Origin of the sequence: Vibrio chagasii, from assembly GCF_024347355.1 — a bacterium.
Lineage (GTDB): Bacteria > Pseudomonadota > Gammaproteobacteria > Enterobacterales > Vibrionaceae > Vibrio > Vibrio chagasii.
Genome location: NZ_AP025465.1, coordinates 986,915 through 1,007,559, shown reverse-complemented (window position 1 = coordinate 1,007,559; position 20,645 = coordinate 986,915). Strand labels below are relative to the sequence as shown.

Sequence of the window (20,645 nt, the reverse complement as noted above, 5' to 3'; positions counted from 1 at the left end):
AGTTGATGGGCTTATGGGAAAACATCAATTTAGGCTTACTTTGTGAAAAGTAAGACACACCCTGGAGGGGTTCCCGAGTGGCCAAAGGGAGCAGACTGTAAATCTGCCGGCACTGCCTTCGATGGTTCGAATCCGTCTCCCTCCACCATATTCTTCTTACCTCTACCTAAGAGTTAAGAGAACAACCTAGTTGATGGGCTTATGGGAAAACATCAATTTAGGCTTACTTTGTGAAAAGTAAGACACACCCTGGAGGGGTTCCCGAGTGGCCAAAGGGAGCAGACTGTAAATCTGCCGGCACTGCCTTCGATGGTTCGAATCCGTCTCCCTCCACCATATTCTCCTTAATTGGAAAATCGAAAAGCCAACTCATTGAGTTGGCTTTTTTCGTTTCTGCCGTTCCATATCTCTCAACGTAACTTCGCTTCTAAACATTAGAACACTGCAATACTGATCTTATAGCAAGGTAGTTGATACCCTTGAGTCTACCGATGAATCAATCACTCCAAACTTCTTTATGACGCTTACAAACCAAATAAGCTGCGCAGCCTAAGCAGTTTTTAGAAACCGGTTCTTCGCAATCATCCACTATTTTTTGTTTCTGCTGCTATGAAAGATCAGGCTCTAATATGGGTTCAAAAAACCTCGTCATATCAACTAACTCCTCGGTTTCATTTAGTTACGTAACTAATTAGAAATATTAAAAGTGAGTAACTTGCATTGAGGTTAGCCCACCTTATTCCCAATCCTTCCCTAACTAGAACTCTTCTAGACACTTGCAGACTCAAACGACCAGACACAAAAAAGCCCCTACAGATTTCTCTGCAGGGGCTTTCATTAATCAAAGTACTGGTTTGCTAACGTCTTCTGTTAGCCATGCCAGAGATTAACCTTGAATACCAACAATCAACCAAGGTGCGTTGTCGGTTGTTAGATCACGCTCTAAGTGCCAGATATCAGTGATGTCTTCTTCGATACCTTCCGTAGAATCACGGTAGCGACCGCTAAACTGTAGGCTTAGCTGTGCTTTGCTGCCGTCATGGTCTGCACGAACGATTTCAGCATCAACGTACATTACGTCTGTGTGCTGATCGCCGTCTAGCTTGCTACGCTCAGCTTTTAGGTCTTCGAAAAGGCTTGGAGACACGTACTCTTCAATCGTGCTTAGCTCGTTGTGGTTCCATGCACCTTGCAGTGTACGGTAGTGCTCACGAGAGCCGTTGATGAATGCCGCTTGATCAAAACCCGGTGGGTAGTTATGTGGAACATCGCTTTGCGCACCAAAACCAAAGCCACCAGCAGTGCCTTGTGATTGAGGTTGTGCTTGCTCGAAGTTATGAACATTTGGCTGTTGCGTTGGTTGTTCAAACTTATTTTGTCCCATACCGCCGAATGCTGGCTGTTGGCCACGTGCATTCTGCTGATTCATAGAACCCTGCTTCGCACCAAGCATGCCACGTAGGAACTTAAACGCTAGGAAAGCAATCAAACCCATAATCAGAATATCCATGAACTGGATACCTTCAAATGCGCCACCGAAGAATGCTGCTAGTAGACCACCTGCAAGTAAACCGCCTAGCAGACCGCCCATTAGGCCTTTCTTGCTAGAGTTAGCCGCTGTGTTCTTACCGGCTTGATCTTGTCGGATTGAATTCGTGTTCTGTTGTTGCTGTTTGGGTGCAGGAGCCGTTTTGAAACTCTTACCAAAAGACTTACCACCACCAAACTTTTTCGCTTCCGCGATTGGTGTCACCGCGACTGATACCATCAGAATCGCGACTAGTGAGAAAAATCGTTTCATTATTATCCTTTATAGGTTTCTTTATCTTTCGACACCTTAATCATACTCGTTAACAAAGCACAATGAAATATTCACTGTGTTTACACATGTTTCATAATATTGCGGCGATTAGTTGATTACTAAACTAGCGAAAGGATTGACGGCACTCAGGGGCAGCATTAAAATATTGAACGATGTTCATTTACTAGAAACTACTCATGGCACGCAGAAACGACCACACTCGAGAACAATTGATCCAGCTGACTTTAAATACAGTGACAGACTTTTTAGAGCAGCACTCGTATCACGAGTTGAGCCTACGAAAAATCGCGAACATGATTGGTTATGTACCAAGTACCCTGGTAAATGTATTCGGTAACTACAACCTTTTGCTTCTTCATGTCGTAGCCAAAACACTAGATGAACTCGCGGCTGAATCTGCAACTGCCGTTGAACAATCAAGCAATGCGCAACAAGCATTATTTAATCTTGCATACTGCTACCACGATTTTGCGCAAAAGCACCCACACCGTTGGCAGCTTATCTTTGAGCACAACATGAACGGTGAAAACCTACCTGAATGGCAATCCAACCGTATCGATAAGATGACTGGCATGCTAGAGCAATTGTTAATCGCAATTGCACCTGAGCACACCGAAAGCGAAGTCGTTAAAGCGAGCCGTGTATTATGGTCTGGCGTGCACGGAATTACACTGCTGAGTGTTGACGATAAGTTTTTCGCATCTGAGCCTATCGATGGTAAAGAGTTGATTAATAACCTAGTCTCAAACTACTTAACCAACTGGTAAGCATTCAAGGAAAGACAATGAACAACAGCAGCCAATCTTCGCTGTTAACGCAAAAAAGGTTCCTACCCTATTTTATTACCCAGTTTCTGGGAGCCTTTAACGACAACATCTTCAAAAATGTTCTGTTGCTGTTTGTTGCTTTCGCAAGCGTAGACACACTACCTATCTCCAGCAACCTATTCATAAACTTGGCGGCTGGCTTATTTATTCTGCCCTTCTTCCTGTTCTCTGCTTTGGCTGGCGTACTGGCTGACAAATACGAAAAATCTTGGTTTATCCGTAAAGTGAAGCTGCTTGAAGTGCTGATCATGTCGCTGGGGGCGATTGGCTTTATCTACGAAAGCTACGGGATATTACTTCTACTTCTGTTTCTAATGGGAACGCAGAGTGCCTTCTTTGGACCAGTAAAATACGCCTTACTCCCTCAGCAACTAGAAACAAAAGAACTCGTTTCAGGTAACGCATTAGTTGAGACAGGTACATTTCTAGCCATTCTAATTGGTACTTTGGGTGCTGGTATTATTGCATCGGAAGAGAGCGCGAAGCTGGTTGCAGCAATTTGTATTGTGTCATTTGCTGTACTTGGCTATGTATCAAGCTGCTTTATTCCCGAAGCACCAAGCAATGCGCCAGATCTTAAAGTGAAATGGCAACCAATCAAGCTAACCAAAGCAACACTCGCGATTGCAAAAAAAGACCGACCAACGTTCCAGGCTTTAATGTCTATCAGTTGGTTTTGGTTCCTTGGCGCGACCTACTTAACCCAGTTCCCGAACTTCACTAAACTGCATTTGAATGGCACTGAGAGTTCGGTTGCCTTTTTGCTGGCTCTATTCTCTATCGGCATTGCCATTGGCTCTCTAGCCTGTGACAAGCTTTCCAATCACCGAATTGAGATTGGCATCGTGCCAATGGGCAGTTTAGGAATTTCAATTTTTGGCTTGCTGATGGCAACATCCATCCCTGATTCTTTGCCCGAGTTTGGCTCTTTCCAGCAATTTGTGATTTATTCAGAGCTATGGCCGCTGTTTGCTTATCTACTGCTGCTTGGCATCTCTGGTGGTATCTTTATTGTTCCACTTTATTCACTGATGCAGCTACGCGCAAAACCAGACGAGCGTGCTCAAGTGATTGCAGGGCTAAATATCTACAACTCCCTGTTCATGGTGGGCAGCGCTGTGATGGGCATCGTATGCTTAAGCGTGCTAGAGCTATCCATCCCACAGCTATTTATGCTGCTGGCGCTGTTGAACACCTTCGTGATGCTTTACCTGTTCTATCAGGTACCCATTTACGCTTTCCGCTTCTTCACTTGGGTCGTCACTCACACCATGTACCGTGTTAAGCACAAGAATCTGCACAACCTGCCTGAGAATGGTGGAGCGTTGATTGTTTGTAACCACGTCAGCTATATGGATGCACTGCTGCTCAGCGCGGTATGCCCTCGCCTGATTCGTTTTGTCATGGAAGAAGACTATGCCAAGCTTCCACCATTAAGACGCTTCTTGAAAAGAGCTGGAGTGATTCCTATCTCCTCCACCAACCGCCGCTCGATTCGCAACGCTTTCAACGAGGTTGAACAAGCACTACATGAAGCTCATATCGTGTGTATCTTCCCGGAAGGTAAACTCACCTCAGATGGCGAGGTTGCGGAATTCATGCGTGGTATGGAGCTGATTATCCGACGCTCTCCCGTACCAGTCATTCCAATGGCTCTCAAAGGATTATGGGGCAGCTACTTCAGTCGCTACAAAGGTCGAGCATGCAAAGGATTACCAACTCGTTTCTGGACAAAGCTAGAGATCGAAGCGGGTGAGCCAATTTCGCCGGCCGATGCATCTTGTGAAACACTACGTCAGGCCGTTGCCGATCTGCGTGGCTCTCACAGGTAATTAGCTTAAAATAGGTCCAAATGCCCCTCCTGAACAGACGTTTAGTTTTTCTTAACGTTTGTTCAATTCATTTAGACTTACTTATCATCAAGTTAAGCGTATAGTCTTCGCTACGCTGCCATAACCAGAAACGATAAAAACAATATAATGAAAATGAATAAATCCATTCCATTTTATCTCGCTGCTCTATTTTGTTTAACTCCATGGGTAAGTTCACCTACCGCGCTGGTTGTCGGTTTTCTGCTTGCAAGCTTAGGCTTAGTGCCTGAAAACGTAGAGGTTGGCAAAATCACTAAAAAGCTACTGGCCTACTCCATTGTCGGCTTGGGCTTTGGCATTCAGTTTGAGAAGGCGCTAGCGGTGACTGGTGACGGTATTGGTTTGATCATTACCACTATCATCGGCACATTGGTTATTGGCTGGTTCTTAGCAAAACGTATGGGGCTGGACCGTACTACTGGTTACCTAATTTCTTCTGGTACTGCCATTTGTGGTGGTAGTGCGATTGCTGCGGTCGCTCCAGCAATCAAAGCAGAAGACGAACAGATTGGTTTAGCATTGGCTACCGTCTTTGTATTGAACTCTGTAGCACTATTCCTATTCCCGATGATTGGTCATGCACTTGAATTGAGCCAACAAACGTTCGGTACCTGGGCTGCCATCGCGATTCACGATACTTCTTCAGTTGTTGGTGCTGCCTCTGCATATGGTGAAGAAGCACTGACAACCGCGACCACACTTAAGCTCGCTCGTGCACTATGGATCATCCCAATCGCGTTGGTCAGCGCAATGATCTTCAAGAGTGATCAAAAGAAGATTACCGTGCCTTACTTCATTTTCTTCTACTGCGCGGCTATCGCAGTCAGCGACTTATTGCCACAGTTTGAAGTGGTATACCAAGGCATCTTTGACGTGTCTAAGCGTGCATTGGTTGTGTGCCTATTCTTAATTGGCTGCGGTATCTCTGTAGAGAAACTGAAAGCGGCGGGACCAAAACCGTTGATGTTTGGTATTACGATGTGGGTGATGATCTCTACAGGTTCATTAGCGTGGTTGACCCTCGCATAACCTCTAGGGAGTTAAATCTCTAACAAGCTCACTAAGCTCGAAGATCGAAACAGGAAATAAAAAGGCAAAGCTTATATGGGCTTTGCCTTTATCGTTTTTGATACATTTCGACCAATTCGCTATTCAAACAGGGGCTTATCACTCTTCTGGCTCTCTCTTTTCATCAAAACCAATACCACAACTAACACAAATGCAGTAAGTTCAGCTAACGAACGCGTCAGCCCTGACGATGTGATGGCTTGGCCTATCTGCAGTAACACTGCAATGATGAGGGCAATTTTCATAATAAGACCTTATTCTATAATCCGTTATTTATATGGCTTATTATGATGGATGGTTATAAATACAATAAATTCTGTTTTGAACTATCTAATGTCCAAATCTGCTAAACGGAGACTAAACAGATTAAAATCTCCATTTCTATCATTTTGATTTTTTGTGTTGCAACAGCCACTGCGCTAATCCCGCTCTCGATACCTTGATGCCCAGTTGTTCTTGCTCTGGCATGCGGTAGTAGTCGATAGGGAACTTAAAGCGCTCCAGACTTCCTTGTAGCTGTTCGGCAAACCACACTTTGCTTGGCATTTCATCACAGTCAATAATTGCAACGGGTCTAAAACCAAATTCACTGTCTTCAACGGGTATGATAAAGGCTTGCTTAACCTCAGGAAGTTGACTGAGTGCTCGCTCAATTTCTTCACAGTGAATATTCTCACCGCCAGAAATAAACTGATTGTCAGCTCTACCAATAATCGACACTTGCTCACCATCCCATTGCCCAAGATCTTTACTATCAAACCAGCCATTCTCATCCATTAATGGGGTTAAAGTACCTTGATAGTAGTAACCAGAAGCGAGGGTATTGCCTCCAATATAGATACGTTGGTTTTCAATTTTCAATTGACGATGATTCAGCAAAAAACCGGCAGTGCTGCTCGCATCAACAGGCTTTGCAGTCACCGTTGAGGCCGCTTCCGTCATGCCATAACCAAGCCAAGTCTCAATCCCCATTTGCTGAGCTTCAAGACCAAGCGCTTCTGGAATATGGCTCCCACCTAACAGCACATGAGTTAAAGTAAGTGCTTGCTTACTCTTTGATATCCTATGTAACTGAGTAGCGACCAACGAAGCATGACTACAGCCCTTGATATCGGATTCAAGCTGACCAATGCCCATTTTTATACAGCCACCAGCAACGAGCCAACGATGAACAATCGCCAGCCCCGACACATGGTACATAGGTAAACTCAGTAGCCAAGTATCACTGCCTTTAAATTGGAAGGCATCCAGTAATCCGGAAGCTGAATATAGGTGCTGCTCAAGTGTGTGAGCCACCGCTTTAGGGTTTCCGGTAGAACCTGAAGTAAATACGATACTCGCGAGGTTTTGAGGACTGAAACAGGAAAGTTCTAACGTTGCTGCTAGTTTGTCATCAACATTCAGTTTTTTATCAACATTCAAATCACTCAAACAAGGCAATGTAAGTAACGGAGTGTTTGGTTCAGCAAGGTTTGATTGATTTAAACCACTGCTCTCTAGCAACCATAAATAACGTCTAGCCGACGGCTTATAAAGCGATTCAAGCTTTTGCGTTAAGCGAGCTGAAGGTTGAGGCATGGTGAATGCGCAAAGCACGCCTAGGTTCAGTGCCGCTAGATAAACGGGGATCACTTCGACTTGGTTCTTACCAACAATGGTCAACACATCGCCTTCCGAGAGGCCCTGTTCAGATAACTGTTGTTGGTAATCACTCACTAACGCCACAACTTGCAGCCAAGTATAAGCGTAGTTTGGAGTAACGAATGCTGTTTGATGTGGGTTCTGCTGCGCCCACTGTACCCAGAGCGGGTGATGGTTAGATTGTGGGCGCATCATAAGATAACCAAGTTAAAGATTGAAAACTGATTGAGCCAACCGAACAATCGGGCTATGAAGACCAAATCAGCTGCTGCTGTTCAAGAGTCGCAACAGGAAGTTGGCAACCTGGCCATGGCACTTCAAGCTGTTGTTGATACAAACCAATCGTATCAAGCCCCGGCACTTCATTAGGCAAGTACTGCTGTGCCAATCGCGCAATCTGAGTTAAGCCAAGGCTCGACTCAATACTTGAGCTTAGAACAGGCTTAATACCAAGTTGCTGTGCACGCTCAATAATTGCCACACAACGCTCTACCGAGCCGATTAAGGTTGGTTTAATTACCACAGCCTTAACGCCAGTTAAATCACTTAAATCAAACTCAGGATTGCGCACCGCCTCTTGCAGTGTTTCGTCCCAAGCAATTGCTACGCCATGGTCGATGGCAAAGGCCAAGCTATCTTCTGGCTTTTGGCAAGGCTCTTCAATAAAGCTAATGCGCTGACGAAGTGACGGCGAAATGTATTTAATGAACTGCTTCGCTTTTTCAGGCTTCCACGCTCGGTTAGCATCAAGCCTTAGCGTTAAATCAGGAATCGACTCTAGGAATAAGCTAACTAGCATGCCATCACGGATCGCTTCGTAAAGGCCAACTTTGACTTTAGCGACCTTCTCACCTTCCATCTCATTAAGCACTGGGATCAGTTCATCTGGATCACCGGTACATAGAGGCGCAGCTTGGTAGTTGCCTTCCGCATTGAGATCGCCTCGAAGCTCCATCAACGCCATCGAAAAACCAAACGCCACTGACGGATAAAGCTCATCGAATGGGGTGTTAGGTTTGTTATGACTCCAAAGCTCTAGCTCGTTTTGCAATTGAATACCGGCTTGATCGGCATCTTCTTGGCTAAAGCCCGGTAAAGGTGCGACTTCGCCAAAACCAGACTTACCATCACACTCAAGATGGATAATGTAGCCAACACGTTCGTTCAACTTATTATCACGCAGCACCACGCCACTATCCATAGGTAATTGATAACGATACAGTTTAGCGTGACGCTGGGAATTCATTGAATTCATAAGGTTTCCTAAAAAACGGGAGCATTAAAACAAAACGAGCCGCTATTTAGCGACTCATTCTGAAGAGGATAAAACTATGGGTTACGCGGGAATTTGTCGAAATCAGGTCGACGTTTATCGTTAAACGCATTGCGGCCTTCTTGGCCTTCCTCTGTCATGTAGAACATCATGGTTGCATTGCCTGCTAGCTCTTGCAGACCTGCTTGGCCATCACAGTCAGCATTCAACGCTGCTTTTAGACAACGTAGCGCCATTGGGCTGTGTTGCAGAACTTCACGACACCAACGAACGGTTTCTTTTTCTAGATCAGCGACAGGCACAACCGTGTTCACCAAGCCCATATCCAATGCTTCTTGAGCATCGTAGAAACGGCACAGGAACCAGATTTCACGCGCTTTCTTCTGACCAACGATACGAGCCATATAAGAAGCACCCCAACCGCCGTCGAACGAACCTACTTTAGGACCAGTCTGACCAAATTGAGCGTTGTCTGCTGCAATAGTAAGGTCAGCCATCATATGAAGCACGTGACCACCACCTACAGCCCAGCCAGATACCGCTGCGATTACTGGTTTAGGACAAGTACGGATTTGGCGTTGGAAATCAAGCACGTTTAGGTGGTGTGTACCTGAATCATCTTGATAGCCGCCGTAGTCACCACGAATACTTTGGTCACCACCAGAACAGAACGCCTTCTCACCAAGACCCGTCAAAATGATTACGCCAACTTTCTCGTCATAACGAGCATCGGCCAGTGCATTGATCATCTCTTTTACGGTTTGTGGACGAAACGCATTGTGCACTTGAGGGCGAGCAATCGTGATTTTCGCAATACCGTCATCAGACTTGTGGTATTGAATATCTTCATATTGACTGCTTTCATCGCGCCAGTTAACGGCTGCGTAAAGTTCTTCTTCTGTGATGCCTACTGTTTTAGCCATGGTGATTCCCATTGTTCTATTAGAGAGCGCGACTAGCGTAGAGTCGCGACGGTGTTGCTCTGCTTTCTATAGCGCTTGATACGAGAGACTCGCTCAGTCAGTTCATCAACGACTAGCGATACATTGGATAATCAAGTTTGAAAACATTTCTGGTTGTTCAAAATGAACATTATGACCAGCGTAATCAACCTGACTATATTCAAAGCCACTATTCTCAGCTAGCTCCATGAATTTACGATCTTTTTCACCACACACATAATGCAATTGATGCTCATGAGATTTTAATGTGGCACGTAAATCCGGTTGCTTAGCTAACGAAGTAGATAACAACATATTTGCTACGGATACTCCAAGGTTACCACTACGCTTTATGACCAAAGTTTGTCTTTGCTCATGATTTAGTGAAGAAAAGACGCTTTGTTGATACCAATCGTCTAAAACATCTTCAATCGACTGCTGCGCGAAGCGAACGGCCCATTGCGTATCATGTACTAACCTTTGTGCTCTTTCTTCATCACACTCCAAGCCAAAGTTGCCACCTTCGATGATGACTTTCTCTAGGTTAAGAGTTTCAAAGCAAGGGCTTGTCACCCCATACATTGCAAGTCTTCCCCCCATAGAATACCCAATCACCACGATAGGATAATCGGCAGGAAGATCGTTCGCTGCCAATTGATAAGTGATGCACTGAACTATCTTGGTACAGCAATGATCAAAGCCTACAGGGTCGATAAAGCGGCTTTGTCCGTGTCCGGGCAAATCTATGCAAAGACGAGGAAAATCTTCGAGGAAGGGGTGGCATGCACTCCAATCATCCCCGCTTCCGAGTAAACCATGTAAAAAAACAAGCAAAGGTTTGTCAGAAGGTACTTGTGCAGCTGGGTAGTAATTGGAGTAAAGCATGTAAAGTCCTTAGGCTAATGCCTCGGTGAGCATTGAGCTGAATTGCTTCAGCAAAGTAGACGCTTGTTCGGGAGGCGTCTTAACTTCCACGAGCAAAGTACCTTGACCTTGTTCGAAATGTTTTTCGATGAGCGTTTGATAACAGTTAAGGGTTTCAGGGGCAGCATAATCGAGCTTGAATTGTGCGGCGGCATGCTCAAAGCTGAAACCATGAGGCATCTGATAAAGTGACTGTTTTTGTTGCTCAGGTACCGGCAACAAATCAAAAATCGCCCCACCATCGTTATTAGTAACCACAATAACCATTGGCGTTGTATTATGAGTGAGTAGCGCCAGCGAATTGAGGTCATACAACAAAGAGGTGTCGCCAATCAGCATCATCAAAGGATTCTGGTTAGCTTTTATCACGCCCGCAGCCGTTGCCACCAAGCCATCAATGCCCGACGCACCTCGGTTGCTGTACACTTGAGTCGCAGATATTGATGACAACATATCCACCAGCCTTACCATCAAGCTATTTCCCACAAATAACCCTCTGCCTTTAAGTCTAGACGACAAGTCAACGGCGACGCTCAACTCTGTAAGTTGATCATTATTAGAGATTTGTGCCAATGCCAACTGTTGAACTGTGTTCGCGACTTCCGCCAAAGGTGCCGCCCAACCAGCATGTTCTCCCAACAGCGTCGGTAGATGCTGCTCTGATAACCAATATTCGATATCAGCGACGATGTGAGTTTGAGGCAGATGATCTTGATTAATACGATGCGCATCTGGTGAAACAACGATGTACTGCGATGAACAAAATGTAGCAGCTTGCCCTTTTACCCAGTGGTTAAGACGCTTAGAAACGATGCGCTCACCAAACTGGATAATAAAGTCACACTGGCTAAGCTGTGCTTTGGCTGTGTCACTTTGCAACCATAAATCATAGTGCTTCCAGTCACTGCTGACACCCGATTGAGGGTCACAGAGAACTGGCCAGCCCAAAGCTGACGCAAACTGCTTGGCTTTAATTGCAGCTTCATTCTCGATAGAACCAATAATCACCGCGCCTTTACGAGCGACATAATCACTTGCTGAAACAGGCTGAGCGTTTAAATGGCTCGGTAAATAAGTGTTCGAGTAAAGGCTGGTTGAAGCTCTCCAAGCTGCCACGCTCTTTGTATAATCCGCATACATCTCAGCGCTATTAGCGGAATAAAGAGGTTCTGGGAACGGACAGTTGATATGAATAGCCCCACCGACGCTGCGCTGTTTCGCCAGTGCGTTATCAACCGACGTCAAAAGCCAATTCAAAGAAACTTGTGTCGTTGGGCTTGGAAGGTTTAGTGCCGTTTCAACGTGAGACGAAAAGATACCCTGCTGCTGAATCGCTTGGTTAGCACCACAGTCGACTAAATCAATCGGTCGATCAGAGGTAAGCAAGATTAGCTTTTCTCGCGTTAATCCAGATTCAGCGGTCGCTGGTAGAAGGTTAGCTACGGCAGTTCCAGACGTAACAATCACCGCAACTGGCTTGTTGCTCGCTTTAGCTAAGCCTAAAGCCAGGAAGCCAAGCCCACGCTCATCAAAATGCGTGTGTAAGGTTAGCTTAGAGTTAGCTTCGGCTTCGAGTGTTAATGGTGTTGAACGAGAGCCTGGAGCGATGCAAACATGTTCAACACCGCTGCGGACAAGCTCTTCAAGTAATGTGTTACACCAAACTCTGTTTAATACAGCTTGGTCGTGACTCATGATGCCACACCCAATGGTGGGTGATCAGAGATTAGGCTAAGCAAGGTCGACATCTTCTTATTCAGTTCTTGCCACTCATTTTCAGCTACCGATCCAGGCACGATCCCAGCACCTGCAAATAGCTGTACTTGATCGTTTACAATCAATGCACTTCGAATCGCCACACAGAATTCCGCTCGTTGATGACTGATGTAACCGACAGAGCCGGCATACCAGCCTCTAGCAAACGGTTCGTGTTCAAGAATGAAGTCCATTGCTTCTTTACGCGGTAGTCCTGCTACTGCTGCTGTAGGTTGTAAAGCGGCAAGCAACTGAACGCCATTAACGCCGTTATTAAGCTGCGCGTGAATATTGCGTTTTAGGTGCTGCACCTTACGCAGACGAACCAGACGCGCTTCTTTCTCTACGTGTACGGATTGTGAATGAGGCGTTAGACGCTCAATGATATCGTCGACCACATATTGGTTCTCATTGAGGTTTTTAGTGTCTTGAGAAAGCCAATTGGCTAGCTCCATATCCTCGGTCGCGTTTTCACCACGACCAATGGTGCCAGCGAGCGCTTCGGTATCAAGCTCGGTGCCATGACGGCTGTATAAGCGCTCTGGCGTCGAACCAATGAAACTGTGTTTCGAATCCAGTACCAACATAAAGTGAAAACTATGGTGGTTTTGCAGGTAACTAGCCTTAAGGAATTGAGCCGCACAAATAGGTGCATCAAGTTGTAGCGTGGTTTTTCGCGCTAAAACCACTTTCTTGTACTCTTCGTCGCTAATGCCTTTCAGTACTTTCTCAACCAACCCGCCCCACTGTTCTCTTTCTGGAACGTGGTTTATCTGTTCAATATGGGCAGACAAAGGCGCCAATATCGCGGCTTCTACGGATAGCTTATTCAAAGCATTAATAGAAACAACACGATCAGGGGACAAGTTAACCGCCAGCGACCAAGTGTCGTCAAAGCGGATCAATTCAATCTGAGGTAGAAAGAAGAAAGATTCCATGCAGCGGCGATTTTTTTCAGTGTGGCCGTCAAATGAACGTCCACCCCAGATTCGTTGGTCTTCACCTAGAATCGCATACGCGGGTGCTGGATCTGAAAATGTGTGTAACTGGCCAAGCGCAACCACCTCTTCACGAGTGTCGCGTGACTGCCAGTAGAACTTAGGAAAAAGCGGTTGAGCATGAAGCCATTCGATAAATGCAAACGATGGTTTTTGCGTGAGAACTTCAACACAACGAACTTCGCTTGCTTGGGCATTTTGTACTCGCTCAATCAAAGCGGAGATAGTTTGCTGGAAATGTGACAAATCGACCTCGTTCACATCTAAATTCTTATTATATTAGTTTGATACTTTATGGGTAGCACCCACTTAGATCAAGAATGTCCGATATCTTTTCAACATCCCTGTGACTTTAAGCGAGCCCCTCTATCATTTTAGACAATAACCATAAAAGCGATGAATTAAAACTTAGAAAAGGGTGACAACAAAAAGACCAAACGTGACACTGAAATGCGACATTCATCAGATTTTTATTCTATCAAACGTCATTTTGCGGTACTTTAATAAAGTATTTAAATTAATTTCAGGAAATCGGCAATGCAAAATATCGGGATGTCGTCAAAACTCAACAGCGTATGCTACGAAATCAGGGGGCCTGTACTCAAACATGCTAAGCGCATGGAAGAAGAAGGGCATAAAATACTAAAGCTTAATATTGGTAATCCCGCCCCATTTGGTTTTGACGCCCCTGATGAAATCCTTGTTGACGTAATCCGTAACCTGCCGACATCTCAAGGTTACTGCGACTCAAAAGGTATCTATTCAGCCCGTAAAGCGGTTGTTCAACACTACCAGAAAAAAGGCCTACGTAATCTTGACGTAGAAGACGTTTACATTGGTAACGGTGCTTCAGAGCTTATCGTTATGTCTATGCAAGCGCTACTGGATAATGGTGATGAAATCTTAGTTCCCGCTCCAGACTACCCACTATGGACAGCGTCTGTTGCACTTTCTGGTGGTACTCCGGTTCACTACATGTGTGATGAAGATGCAGACTGGTACCCAGATCTGGATGATATGCGCGCAAAGATCTCACCGAAGACTCGCGGCATCGTTCTTATCAACCCGAACAACCCTACAGGTGCGGTTTACAGCCGTGATTTCCTACTGCAAGTTGTCGAGATTGCACGTGAACACGGCCTAATCATCTTCGCTGATGAGATTTACGACAAAGTCCTTTACGACGGTGCTGTACATACCTCTGTTGCAACGTTAGCTGAAGACGTACTGATGGTAACGTTCAACGGCCTATCTAAAGCTTACCGTGTTTGTGGTTTCCGTGGTGGTTGGATGTTCTTGACCGGCCCTAAACACTTAGCCAAAGGTTATGTTGAAGGTTTAGAAATGCTTGCATCTATGCGTTTGTGTGCCAACGTACCAATGCAGCACGCTATCCAAACGGCATTGGGTGGCTATCAGAGTATCAATGAACTGATTCTGCCAGGCGGCCGTCTGCTTGAGCAACGTGACCGAGCATGGGAACTGATTAACAAGATCCCTGGCGTATCTTGTGTGAAGCCAAAGGGCGCGATGTACCTGTTCCCGAAGATCGACACCGAGATGTACAACATTAAAGACGATCAGAAGTTCGTACTCGATTTCCTTAAGCAAGAAAAAGTACTGTTAGTACAAGGCACTGGCTTCAACTGGCCTAAGCCTGACCACTTCCGTATTGTGACTTTGCCACATATTGAAGACCTTGAAGTGGCAATTGGTCGCCTAGAGCGCTTCTTGCAGACTTACAATCAAGACGACCTCATCGAAGGTTAATGAGCACAAGAAAGATGGCTACAATTTGCTGTTTTAAAAGACTTTAACTTGTATTCATTCACTTCTATGCTTAAAAGGCTCCAGTTTAGGAGCCTTTTTTGTATCCGCTGTCTCGTGCAGTTTGTGGCAAACAAAAAGTACGAGTGGAGCACTCTCTAGATAGGACATTTATGAAACAGAGCCATTTCTTCGCCCATCTCGCACGCATGAAGCTTATCCAACGCTGGCCTCTGATGCGCTCCGTCTCAAGCGAGAACATTTCAGAACACAGCCTACAGGTCGCTTTCGTCGCCCATGCCTTGGCGCTTATCAAAAACAAAAAGTTTGATAGCAAACTCAACCCAGAACACATTGCCCTAATCGGGATGTACCATGACACCAGTGAAGTACTGACTGGGGATCTGCCTACACCCGTCAAATACTACAACCCAGATATCGCTCAAGAGTATAAGAAGATAGAAGCAGCTGCAGAGCAAAGGCTACTTTCGATGCTGCCAGAAGAGTTTCAAGATGATTTCGCCCCCTTCTTAATATCCGGCACTGCCAGTAAAGAAGAGCAGAACATCGTAAAACAAGCCGATACTATCTGTGCGTATCTAAAATGTTTAGAAGAGCTCAGCGCTGGCAACCATGAGTATGAGCAAGCCAAACGTCGGCTAGAAGAAACTCTCGCACAGCGAAAAAGCCCGGAAATGGACTACTTTCTCACCACCTTTGCCCCAAGCTTTGAATTATCACTAGACGAGATAAGCTAGCCAGGTATAAGTTGCTTGTAATTAAATAAAATCAATTTGATAGGTGATATTTTGAATTCTCAACTCGAATCCTCTTTTGTACTCGAACAAGAGTGGCAACATCGAAATGACGATGAACACAAAATAAGACGTGATGATCACCGCAGCCCCTATCAGCGAGACCGAGCACGCGTACTGCACTCTGCCGCTTTCCGTCGCCTACAAGCTAAAACTCAAGTGCACGGCACCACGGTTAATGACTTTCACCGCACGCGCTTAACTCATTCGCTAGAAGCAGCGCAGCTTGGCACTGGTATTGTCGCGCAGCTCAAGAAAAAGCAACCTGAGTTTCGAGACCTTCTGCCTTCAGATAGCCTAATTGATTCTTTATGTTTGGCTCACGATATCGGCCACCCGCCATACGGGCATGGCGGTGAAGTTGCACTCAACTATATGATGCGCGAACACGGCGGCTTTGAAGGCAATGCGCAAACCTTTCGCATTGTCACCCAGCTAGAACCTTACACAGAGCACCACGGGATGAACCTGTCTCGACGTACCCTGTTAGGGCTAATCAAGTACCCTTCACTACTCAGTGAAGTGAAGGCAAAAGAACAACCTGAACCCGTTAAGCACCAGCGACAACTTCGTGCCAAAGACTGGATGCCAGCGAAAGGTATCTACGATCATGACGAAGAGTTATTCAACTGGGTACTTGAACCACTCTCAGCGAACGACCAACAGCTTCTCAAACAGAAAAGAAAGTCGCACACAGAGCCACTAGAGCATAACAAGACTAAGTATAAGTCACTCGACTGTTCCATCATGGAGCTTGCCGATGACATCGCTTATGGCGTGCATGATCTGGAAGATGCGATTGTGCTTGGTTCAGTGACTAAAGCGCAGTGGGTTGAATCTGCTTATCCGCAGTTAAAAGAGATGGCTGATCCATGGATTTGTGAACATCTAGATTCCATCACAGAGATGTTATTCTCTGGCGAGCAGTACCGCAGAAAAGATGCCATTGGTGGGATTGTTAACGCGCTGCTGACGAGTATCTCGATTAAGCCTGTTGATGAAAGTTTTGAGAACGCACTGCTTGCCTACAATGCCGTATTGGAGCCAAGCATGGATGCTACCCTCGACAAGCTGAAACACTTCGTCAGCGAATTCGTGATTCAAGTGCCGCAGGTTCAAGTTATTGAGTACAAAGGTCAGCAGATCATCATGGATATGTTTGAAGCCTTCAGCGCCGATCCTGAACGCCTGTTGCCACTGCCCATCAAGAAGCAATGGCTACAACATCAAGATGGATCCAGAAAGATGCGCGTGATCGCCGATTACATCTCATCAATGACCGATGACCTGGCTCAGAAGATGCACCAACAGTTGTTTTCAGCACATACAGAGTTCTAGACTTACTCGCAATACTTAGATAAGTATTAGTGAGATTACGCTAAGTAGTTTTTCTCAAATACGCCCGGCGGCATTTGATTGATTTGAAACTGAATCATTTGGTCAAATGCCGTTAGCAACGGACTGAAATCTCGGCCATCTTCTAACAAGCTCAGTAAATGGTACCCAGCTTCTACAGTCGACAAGCTATTTTCACTTGGCGCTTTACGGATTCGGTAATTACCCTTGAGATCTTTTGGTAAGTGGACCGTGTTCAACGCATGCAAGTTACTCGACACTTGCCACATCTTGAATGCTTTCTTCCACGTCCCATCCAATAAAATCACACGTAGCTTTTTATTAGGGCGTGTTACAGATTCAACTGGCGCAGAGTGTTCACTCGGGTACAAAATCACGTGCTGATATTGCGTATCAGCCAGCATGTCATTCAGTTGTTCATTGTCTGAAAGATCTTCACCGACGATCGTCACACTATTTTTTAAAGATAACGAGAGGATACGCGCGGTTCCCATCGGACGATGCTCTTCTGATGGGTGCTGAAGAATGATAAGCTCAACGTTCGACTCTAGTGGTGTAACCCAATGACAAATACAAGCTTTCAACGCCTTGCTGCATTGGGGGCAATAACGAGACATGGATGTAATGTGTACCCTGTTTTAATTTTCACTTCACTTTTATGCGTCATATTCCAACTAGAGCCAGTGCAGGCTTGGGTCGTTTGGGATAAAAGTGCGATTGTCGATGGACAATGGTGGCGGATCCTAACAGGAAACTTTTCACATACCAACTACTCACACTTGCTAATGAATCTAGCAGGCTTGTGGATCATCAGTTATCTGTTTCAACCCACGCGAAAACAACTGATCTCTGCGTTAGCTATGATCAGTTTAATCACTGGATTGGCTTTGTTGCTTTCAAGCATTCAGATTTATGTAGGCTTATCAGGAACACTGCATGGATTGTTTGGCTTATTCGCGCTCAGAGAGGCTTTAAACGGCAGGAAATCTAGTTGGCTGTTGGTATCAGGATTAGTCGCTAAAATCGCTTGGGAGCAATTTGTAGGCCCTTCCAGCACGACTGGTGAGCTAATTAACGCGAGAGTGGCTATTGAAGCCCACCTAGCAGGTGCACTGGCAGGCGGCTTCCTAGCTATCATTTCATTGGTATTGAGCAAAAAAACGAACTAAAGCTGTATTCTTTCGCGATTCTTCTCAACCGTTGCTTCACCAATCCCTTTGACACTCACCAAATCGTCAGCGGTAGCAAATGCACCGTTCTCAGTTCTATAGTCGACAATATCTTTGGCTTTCTTATCACCCACACCTACCAGTAACGCTGATAGCTCTTCTGCGGTCGCGGTATTAATGTTTACCGTAACCTCAATGCCATCATAAAGCTCAGCCTTAGTTGGGCTGTCTGCGAGTGCTGTAGGGCTTAAAAACATCAGAAGTGAAAGAAGTAGTGTTGAGTATAGAGTGCGCATAATCCATTCCTTTGTGAAAAAAGGTAACTTATGCGTTTACAGCAAGAGATAACATGAGCGCCAGATAAAAATAAAGCGGGTCACCTAAGTGACCCGCTTTGTTATACATCTTATTTTCATCAGCTTGCTTGTTGGCTCACAAATATGAGTTGTGGCTAACTAGCAAGACAATTGATGATTACTGACCTTGACCTACTACGTAGTATTCAACGTCTGCGTTTTTGCGTAGTACGTTTAATACGTTAGTCAGATCTTGCTGGTTACCAACACGCTCCAACTGAGCACCAATTTGAGTGCTGTATGCAGGGTTAATTTCAGCCGTTACTTTAGACAGCTCTACAACAACGATGTTGCCGTTTTGGTCTTTAGACTGGCCGAATACCACTTTGCCTTCTTCTGGCTTCGCTAGAGCAAATACAGAAGCCGCTAGTGGAGAGTTACGGTCAATCGTCTCAAGCTCTGTGAACTCAAGGTTGTTGTCCGCTAGTACTGCTTCGTTACCAGCTTTAAGATCGTTAACTAGAGAAACACCTAGCTCAACAGCTTGCTCTTCCGCTTTTACAGCAGATAGCGCAGCCACAACTTGATCTTTCACTTCTTCAAGAGGAAGAACCGTCTCGTCACGAGTCTCTTCAACACGTACAACAATGACGTGCTCAGGAGCCACTTCGATAACTTCAGAGTTTAGGCCATCTTCTTTCACTTCAGGGCTCAAGATAGCTTGCATAACTGCAGGCGTCATCAGAACTTCTGGAGCATCAGCTTGAGAGATGAAATCAGTTGTTGTGATCTTAGCATTGATAGCTTCTGCAGAATCGTCTAGCGAGTCTGGGAATTCAAACGCTACTTTTTCTAGCTCAGTTTGCATTTCGTAGAACTGGTCTACTGCGTGTTGGTCTAGAAGTTCTTGCTTAATCTCTGCCGCTACTTCTGCGTATGGCTGAGATTCAGGCGCTTTTAGTTCGTCTAGCTTGATGATGTGGTAACCGAAGTCAGACTTAACTAGGCCAGTTGTATCACCAACATTCTGAAGAGCGAAAGCTGCGTCTTCGAAAGCTGGGTCCATCACATCACGTTCGATCCAACCTAAGTCACCGCCAACATCTGCACTGCCGAAGTCGTCAGATTTCTCTTCTGCTAACGTAGCAAAGTCAGCGCCTGCATTTAGCTCGTCTAGGATTGACTGAGCTTTTGCTTCGTCGTCGCCTTCAACAAGAATGTGGCTCACTTTACGTTGCTCTGCCGTTGAGTACTTGTCTAAGTGTTCTTGGTAGTATTTTTGTGCTTCTTCGTCGCTCACTTCTAGCTGTGACTTAAGTGCTTCAGCAGAAAGTTCAATGTAAGACACTTTAGCTTGCTCTGGACGAGTGTACGCTAGAGGGTTTTCAGTGTAGTACTGTTCGATCTGCTCATCAGTTAGCTCAACGTCTTTCGCAAGGTCAGCAACAGAAAGAGTCACTGTGCGAATGTCACGAGTTTGAGCGATTAGCTTGCTTTGTGTGTCGATTTCGCCTTTAAGAACAAATTCACTGCCTTGAAGTGCTGTCACAAGCTGGTTGCGCATTAGGTCACGACGCATGTATTCAGCGAAGCTTTCTGCGCTGAAACCTGCACGGCGTAGTGCTGCTTGGTAAACTTCTTGGTCGAATTGACCCGCAGTTTGGAACTGAGGCATTTCTAGAATCATTGTACGGATTTGAGAATCACTGATTCGTAGGCCTAGAGACTCTGCTTGCTGCTCAAGTAGAACGTCGTTGATCATGCGATCAAGTACTGATTTACGGAAAGACTCTACGTACGCAGGGTCTGCAAGCATTTGAGCGAAGTAATCGCCAAGTTGAGATTGCATGCGATTACGTTCGTTTTGGTAAGCTTGTTCGAACTCACCACGACCGATTTCTGTATTGCCAACTTTAGCTGCTGCGTTGTTACCGCCACCGGTGATGTAGCTGCCTACACCTGCGAATACGAATGACAGGATAATCAACCCAAGGATAATTTTTACCGCGATGCTATTCACGCCTTCGCGTAATCGATCCATCATAATTTAAGTGCTCTCCGGATATGAAGCATTGGCTTCAAAATAAAAATCTATTCACGCGATATTATCAGAAAAAGAAAT

The 20,645-nt window shown here is 45.5% G+C and carries 18 protein-coding genes and 2 tRNA genes; 9 read left to right on the top strand and 11 right to left on the bottom strand.

Translation table 11 applies throughout. The features are described 5' to 3' along the window. The first annotated feature begins 63 nt into the window (after positions 1 to 63). Positions 64 to 148 (top strand) — tRNA-Tyr (locus OCV52_RS04605). A gap of 103 nt (positions 149 to 251) precedes the next feature. Next, positions 252 to 336, top strand: a tRNA-Tyr gene (locus tag OCV52_RS04600). 550 nt (positions 337 to 886) lie between these two features. Here OCV52_RS04600 and OCV52_RS04595 read toward each other — a convergent pair. After that, positions 887 to 1,801 carry a Tim44 domain-containing protein gene (locus OCV52_RS04595; protein ID WP_137407332.1) on the bottom strand — a complete coding sequence of 305 codons (915 nt, stop codon included), beginning with the start codon at positions 1,799 to 1,801 and terminating at the stop codon, positions 887 to 889. A gap of 197 nt (positions 1,802 to 1,998) precedes the next feature. Between OCV52_RS04595 and OCV52_RS04590 the strand changes: the two genes are divergently transcribed. The 3 genes from OCV52_RS04590 to OCV52_RS04580 all read left to right on the top strand — a co-directional run bounded on the left by OCV52_RS04590 (position 1,999) and on the right by OCV52_RS04580 (position 5,549). Then, the gene (locus OCV52_RS04590; RefSeq protein WP_004739945.1) at positions 1,999 to 2,589 is read left to right on the top strand and encodes a TetR/AcrR family transcriptional regulator; all 591 of its coding nucleotides are present in this window, start codon (positions 1,999 to 2,001) and stop codon (positions 2,587 to 2,589) included. A 17-nt stretch (positions 2,590 to 2,606) separates the two neighbouring features. Beyond that, on the top strand, positions 2,607 to 4,481 hold the full coding sequence (locus OCV52_RS04585) for an MFS transporter (RefSeq protein ID WP_137407331.1): 1,875 nt from the start codon (positions 2,607 to 2,609) through the stop codon (positions 4,479 to 4,481). 147 nt (positions 4,482 to 4,628) lie between these two features. Further along, the gene (locus tag OCV52_RS04580) at positions 4,629 to 5,549 is read left to right on the top strand and encodes a YeiH family protein (RefSeq protein ID WP_004739943.1); all 921 of its coding nucleotides are present in this window, start codon (positions 4,629 to 4,631) and stop codon (positions 5,547 to 5,549) included. 119 nt (positions 5,550 to 5,668) lie between these two features. Here OCV52_RS04580 and OCV52_RS04575 read toward each other — a convergent pair whose 3' ends face one another. The 7 genes from OCV52_RS04575 to OCV52_RS04545 form a co-directional block, all read right to left on the bottom strand. Next, the gene (locus tag OCV52_RS04575; protein ID WP_004739942.1) at positions 5,669 to 5,833 is read right to left on the bottom strand and encodes a hypothetical protein; all 165 of its coding nucleotides are present in this window, start codon (positions 5,831 to 5,833) and stop codon (positions 5,669 to 5,671) included. A 139-nt stretch (positions 5,834 to 5,972) separates the two neighbouring features. Next, positions 5,973 to 7,424: an o-succinylbenzoate--CoA ligase gene (gene menE / locus OCV52_RS04570; RefSeq protein ID WP_137407330.1), complete on the bottom strand. Its 1,452-nt coding sequence runs from the start codon at positions 7,422 to 7,424 to the stop codon at positions 5,973 to 5,975. A gap of 52 nt (positions 7,425 to 7,476) precedes the next feature. Beyond that, complete coding sequence (gene menC / locus OCV52_RS04565; protein WP_137407329.1) at positions 7,477 to 8,484, bottom strand: o-succinylbenzoate synthase; 1,008 nt, start codon at positions 8,482 to 8,484, stop codon at positions 7,477 to 7,479. Positions 8,485 to 8,558: 74 nt separating this feature from the next. Beyond that, on the bottom strand, positions 8,559 to 9,425 hold the full coding sequence (menB, locus tag OCV52_RS04560) for a 1,4-dihydroxy-2-naphthoyl-CoA synthase (protein WP_137407328.1): 867 nt from the start codon (positions 9,423 to 9,425) through the stop codon (positions 8,559 to 8,561). Between the two features lie 105 nt (positions 9,426 to 9,530). Beyond that, positions 9,531 to 10,328 carry a 2-succinyl-6-hydroxy-2,4-cyclohexadiene-1-carboxylate synthase gene (gene menH / locus OCV52_RS04555; protein ID WP_102423833.1) on the bottom strand — a complete coding sequence of 266 codons (798 nt, stop codon included), beginning with the start codon at positions 10,326 to 10,328 and terminating at the stop codon, positions 9,531 to 9,533. Between the two features lie 9 nt (positions 10,329 to 10,337). Beyond that, positions 10,338 to 12,062 carry a 2-succinyl-5-enolpyruvyl-6-hydroxy-3-cyclohexene-1-carboxylic-acid synthase gene (gene menD / locus OCV52_RS04550; RefSeq protein ID WP_137407327.1) on the bottom strand — a complete coding sequence of 575 codons (1,725 nt, stop codon included), beginning with the start codon at positions 12,060 to 12,062 and terminating at the stop codon, positions 10,338 to 10,340. After that, positions 12,059 to 13,381, bottom strand: a complete 1,323-nt coding sequence (locus OCV52_RS04545; protein ID WP_170222436.1) for an isochorismate synthase — start codon at positions 13,379 to 13,381, stop codon at positions 12,059 to 12,061. The genes menD and OCV52_RS04545 overlap by 4 nt, the downstream gene beginning before the upstream one ends. Positions 13,382 to 13,657: 276 nt before the next feature. Here OCV52_RS04545 and OCV52_RS04540 point away from each other — a divergent pair, with 276 nt between their 5' ends. The 3 genes from OCV52_RS04540 to OCV52_RS04530 all read left to right on the top strand — a co-directional run bounded on the left by OCV52_RS04540 (position 13,658) and on the right by OCV52_RS04530 (position 17,040). Continuing rightward, on the top strand, positions 13,658 to 14,890 hold the full coding sequence (locus tag OCV52_RS04540) for a pyridoxal phosphate-dependent aminotransferase (RefSeq protein ID WP_004739935.1): 1,233 nt from the start codon (positions 13,658 to 13,660) through the stop codon (positions 14,888 to 14,890). A gap of 170 nt (positions 14,891 to 15,060) precedes the next feature. Next, positions 15,061 to 15,645: a 5'-deoxynucleotidase gene (yfbR, locus tag OCV52_RS04535; RefSeq protein ID WP_137407326.1), complete on the top strand. Its 585-nt coding sequence runs from the start codon at positions 15,061 to 15,063 to the stop codon at positions 15,643 to 15,645. A 51-nt stretch (positions 15,646 to 15,696) separates the two neighbouring features. Continuing rightward, complete coding sequence (locus OCV52_RS04530) at positions 15,697 to 17,040, top strand: anti-phage deoxyguanosine triphosphatase (protein WP_137407325.1); 1,344 nt, start codon at positions 15,697 to 15,699, stop codon at positions 17,038 to 17,040. A gap of 35 nt (positions 17,041 to 17,075) precedes the next feature. On the opposite strand, the gene OCV52_RS04525 is transcribed toward OCV52_RS04530, so the two are convergent. After that, the gene (locus OCV52_RS04525; protein WP_137407324.1) at positions 17,076 to 17,675 is read right to left on the bottom strand and encodes a tRNA-uridine aminocarboxypropyltransferase; all 600 of its coding nucleotides are present in this window, start codon (positions 17,673 to 17,675) and stop codon (positions 17,076 to 17,078) included. 9 nt (positions 17,676 to 17,684) lie between these two features. Here OCV52_RS04525 and rrtA point away from each other — a divergent pair, with 9 nt between their 5' ends. Beyond that, positions 17,685 to 18,227, top strand: a complete 543-nt coding sequence (gene rrtA, locus OCV52_RS04520) for a rhombosortase (protein WP_137407323.1) — start codon at positions 17,685 to 17,687, stop codon at positions 18,225 to 18,227. Here rrtA and OCV52_RS04515 read toward each other — a convergent pair. Together OCV52_RS04515 and ppiD are read right to left on the bottom strand one after the other, a co-directional pair. After that, on the bottom strand, positions 18,224 to 18,523 hold the full coding sequence (locus OCV52_RS04515; RefSeq protein WP_061033659.1) for a ComEA family DNA-binding protein: 300 nt from the start codon (positions 18,521 to 18,523) through the stop codon (positions 18,224 to 18,226). The genes rrtA and OCV52_RS04515 overlap by 4 nt on opposite strands. Positions 18,524 to 18,701: 178 nt before the next feature. Continuing rightward, on the bottom strand, positions 18,702 to 20,567 hold the full coding sequence (ppiD, locus tag OCV52_RS04510) for a peptidylprolyl isomerase (protein WP_137407322.1): 1,866 nt from the start codon (positions 20,565 to 20,567) through the stop codon (positions 18,702 to 18,704). Positions 20,568 to 20,645: the final 78 nt, after the last annotated feature.

Bases quoted from the DNA above. Each gene is read 5' to 3' on its own strand.
- OCV52_RS04595 (WP_137407332.1), bottom strand. From the start codon at position 1,801: ATGAAACGATTTTTCTCACTAGTCGCGATTCTGATGGTATCAGTCGCG.
- OCV52_RS04590 (WP_004739945.1), top strand. From the start codon at position 1,999: ATGGCACGCAGAAACGACCACACTCGAGAACAATTGATCCAGCTGACT.
- OCV52_RS04585 (WP_137407331.1), top strand. From the start codon at position 2,607: ATGAACAACAGCAGCCAATCTTCGCTGTTAACGCAAAAAAGGTTCCTA.
- OCV52_RS04580 (WP_004739943.1), top strand. From the start codon at position 4,629: ATGAAAATGAATAAATCCATTCCATTTTATCTCGCTGCTCTATTTTGT.
- OCV52_RS04575 (WP_004739942.1), bottom strand. From the start codon at position 5,833: ATGAAAATTGCCCTCATCATTGCAGTGTTACTGCAGATAGGCCAAGCC.
- menE (WP_137407330.1), bottom strand. From the start codon at position 7,424: ATGATGCGCCCACAATCTAACCATCACCCGCTCTGGGTACAGTGGGCG.
- menC (WP_137407329.1), bottom strand. From the start codon at position 8,484: ATGAATTCAATGAATTCCCAGCGTCACGCTAAACTGTATCGTTATCAA.
- menB (WP_137407328.1), bottom strand. From the start codon at position 9,425: ATGGCTAAAACAGTAGGCATCACAGAAGAAGAACTTTACGCAGCCGTT.
- menH (WP_102423833.1), bottom strand. From the start codon at position 10,328: ATGCTTTACTCCAATTACTACCCAGCTGCACAAGTACCTTCTGACAAA.
- menD (WP_137407327.1), bottom strand. From the start codon at position 12,062: ATGAGTCACGACCAAGCTGTATTAAACAGAGTTTGGTGTAACACATTA.
- OCV52_RS04540 (WP_004739935.1), top strand. From the start codon at position 13,658: ATGCAAAATATCGGGATGTCGTCAAAACTCAACAGCGTATGCTACGAA.
- yfbR (WP_137407326.1), top strand. From the start codon at position 15,061: ATGAAACAGAGCCATTTCTTCGCCCATCTCGCACGCATGAAGCTTATC.
- OCV52_RS04525 (WP_137407324.1), bottom strand. From the start codon at position 17,675: ATGTCTCGTTATTGCCCCCAATGCAGCAAGGCGTTGAAAGCTTGTATT.
- OCV52_RS04515 (WP_061033659.1), bottom strand. From the start codon at position 18,523: ATGCGCACTCTATACTCAACACTACTTCTTTCACTTCTGATGTTTTTA.
- ppiD (WP_137407322.1), bottom strand. From the start codon at position 20,567: ATGATGGATCGATTACGCGAAGGCGTGAATAGCATCGCGGTAAAAATT.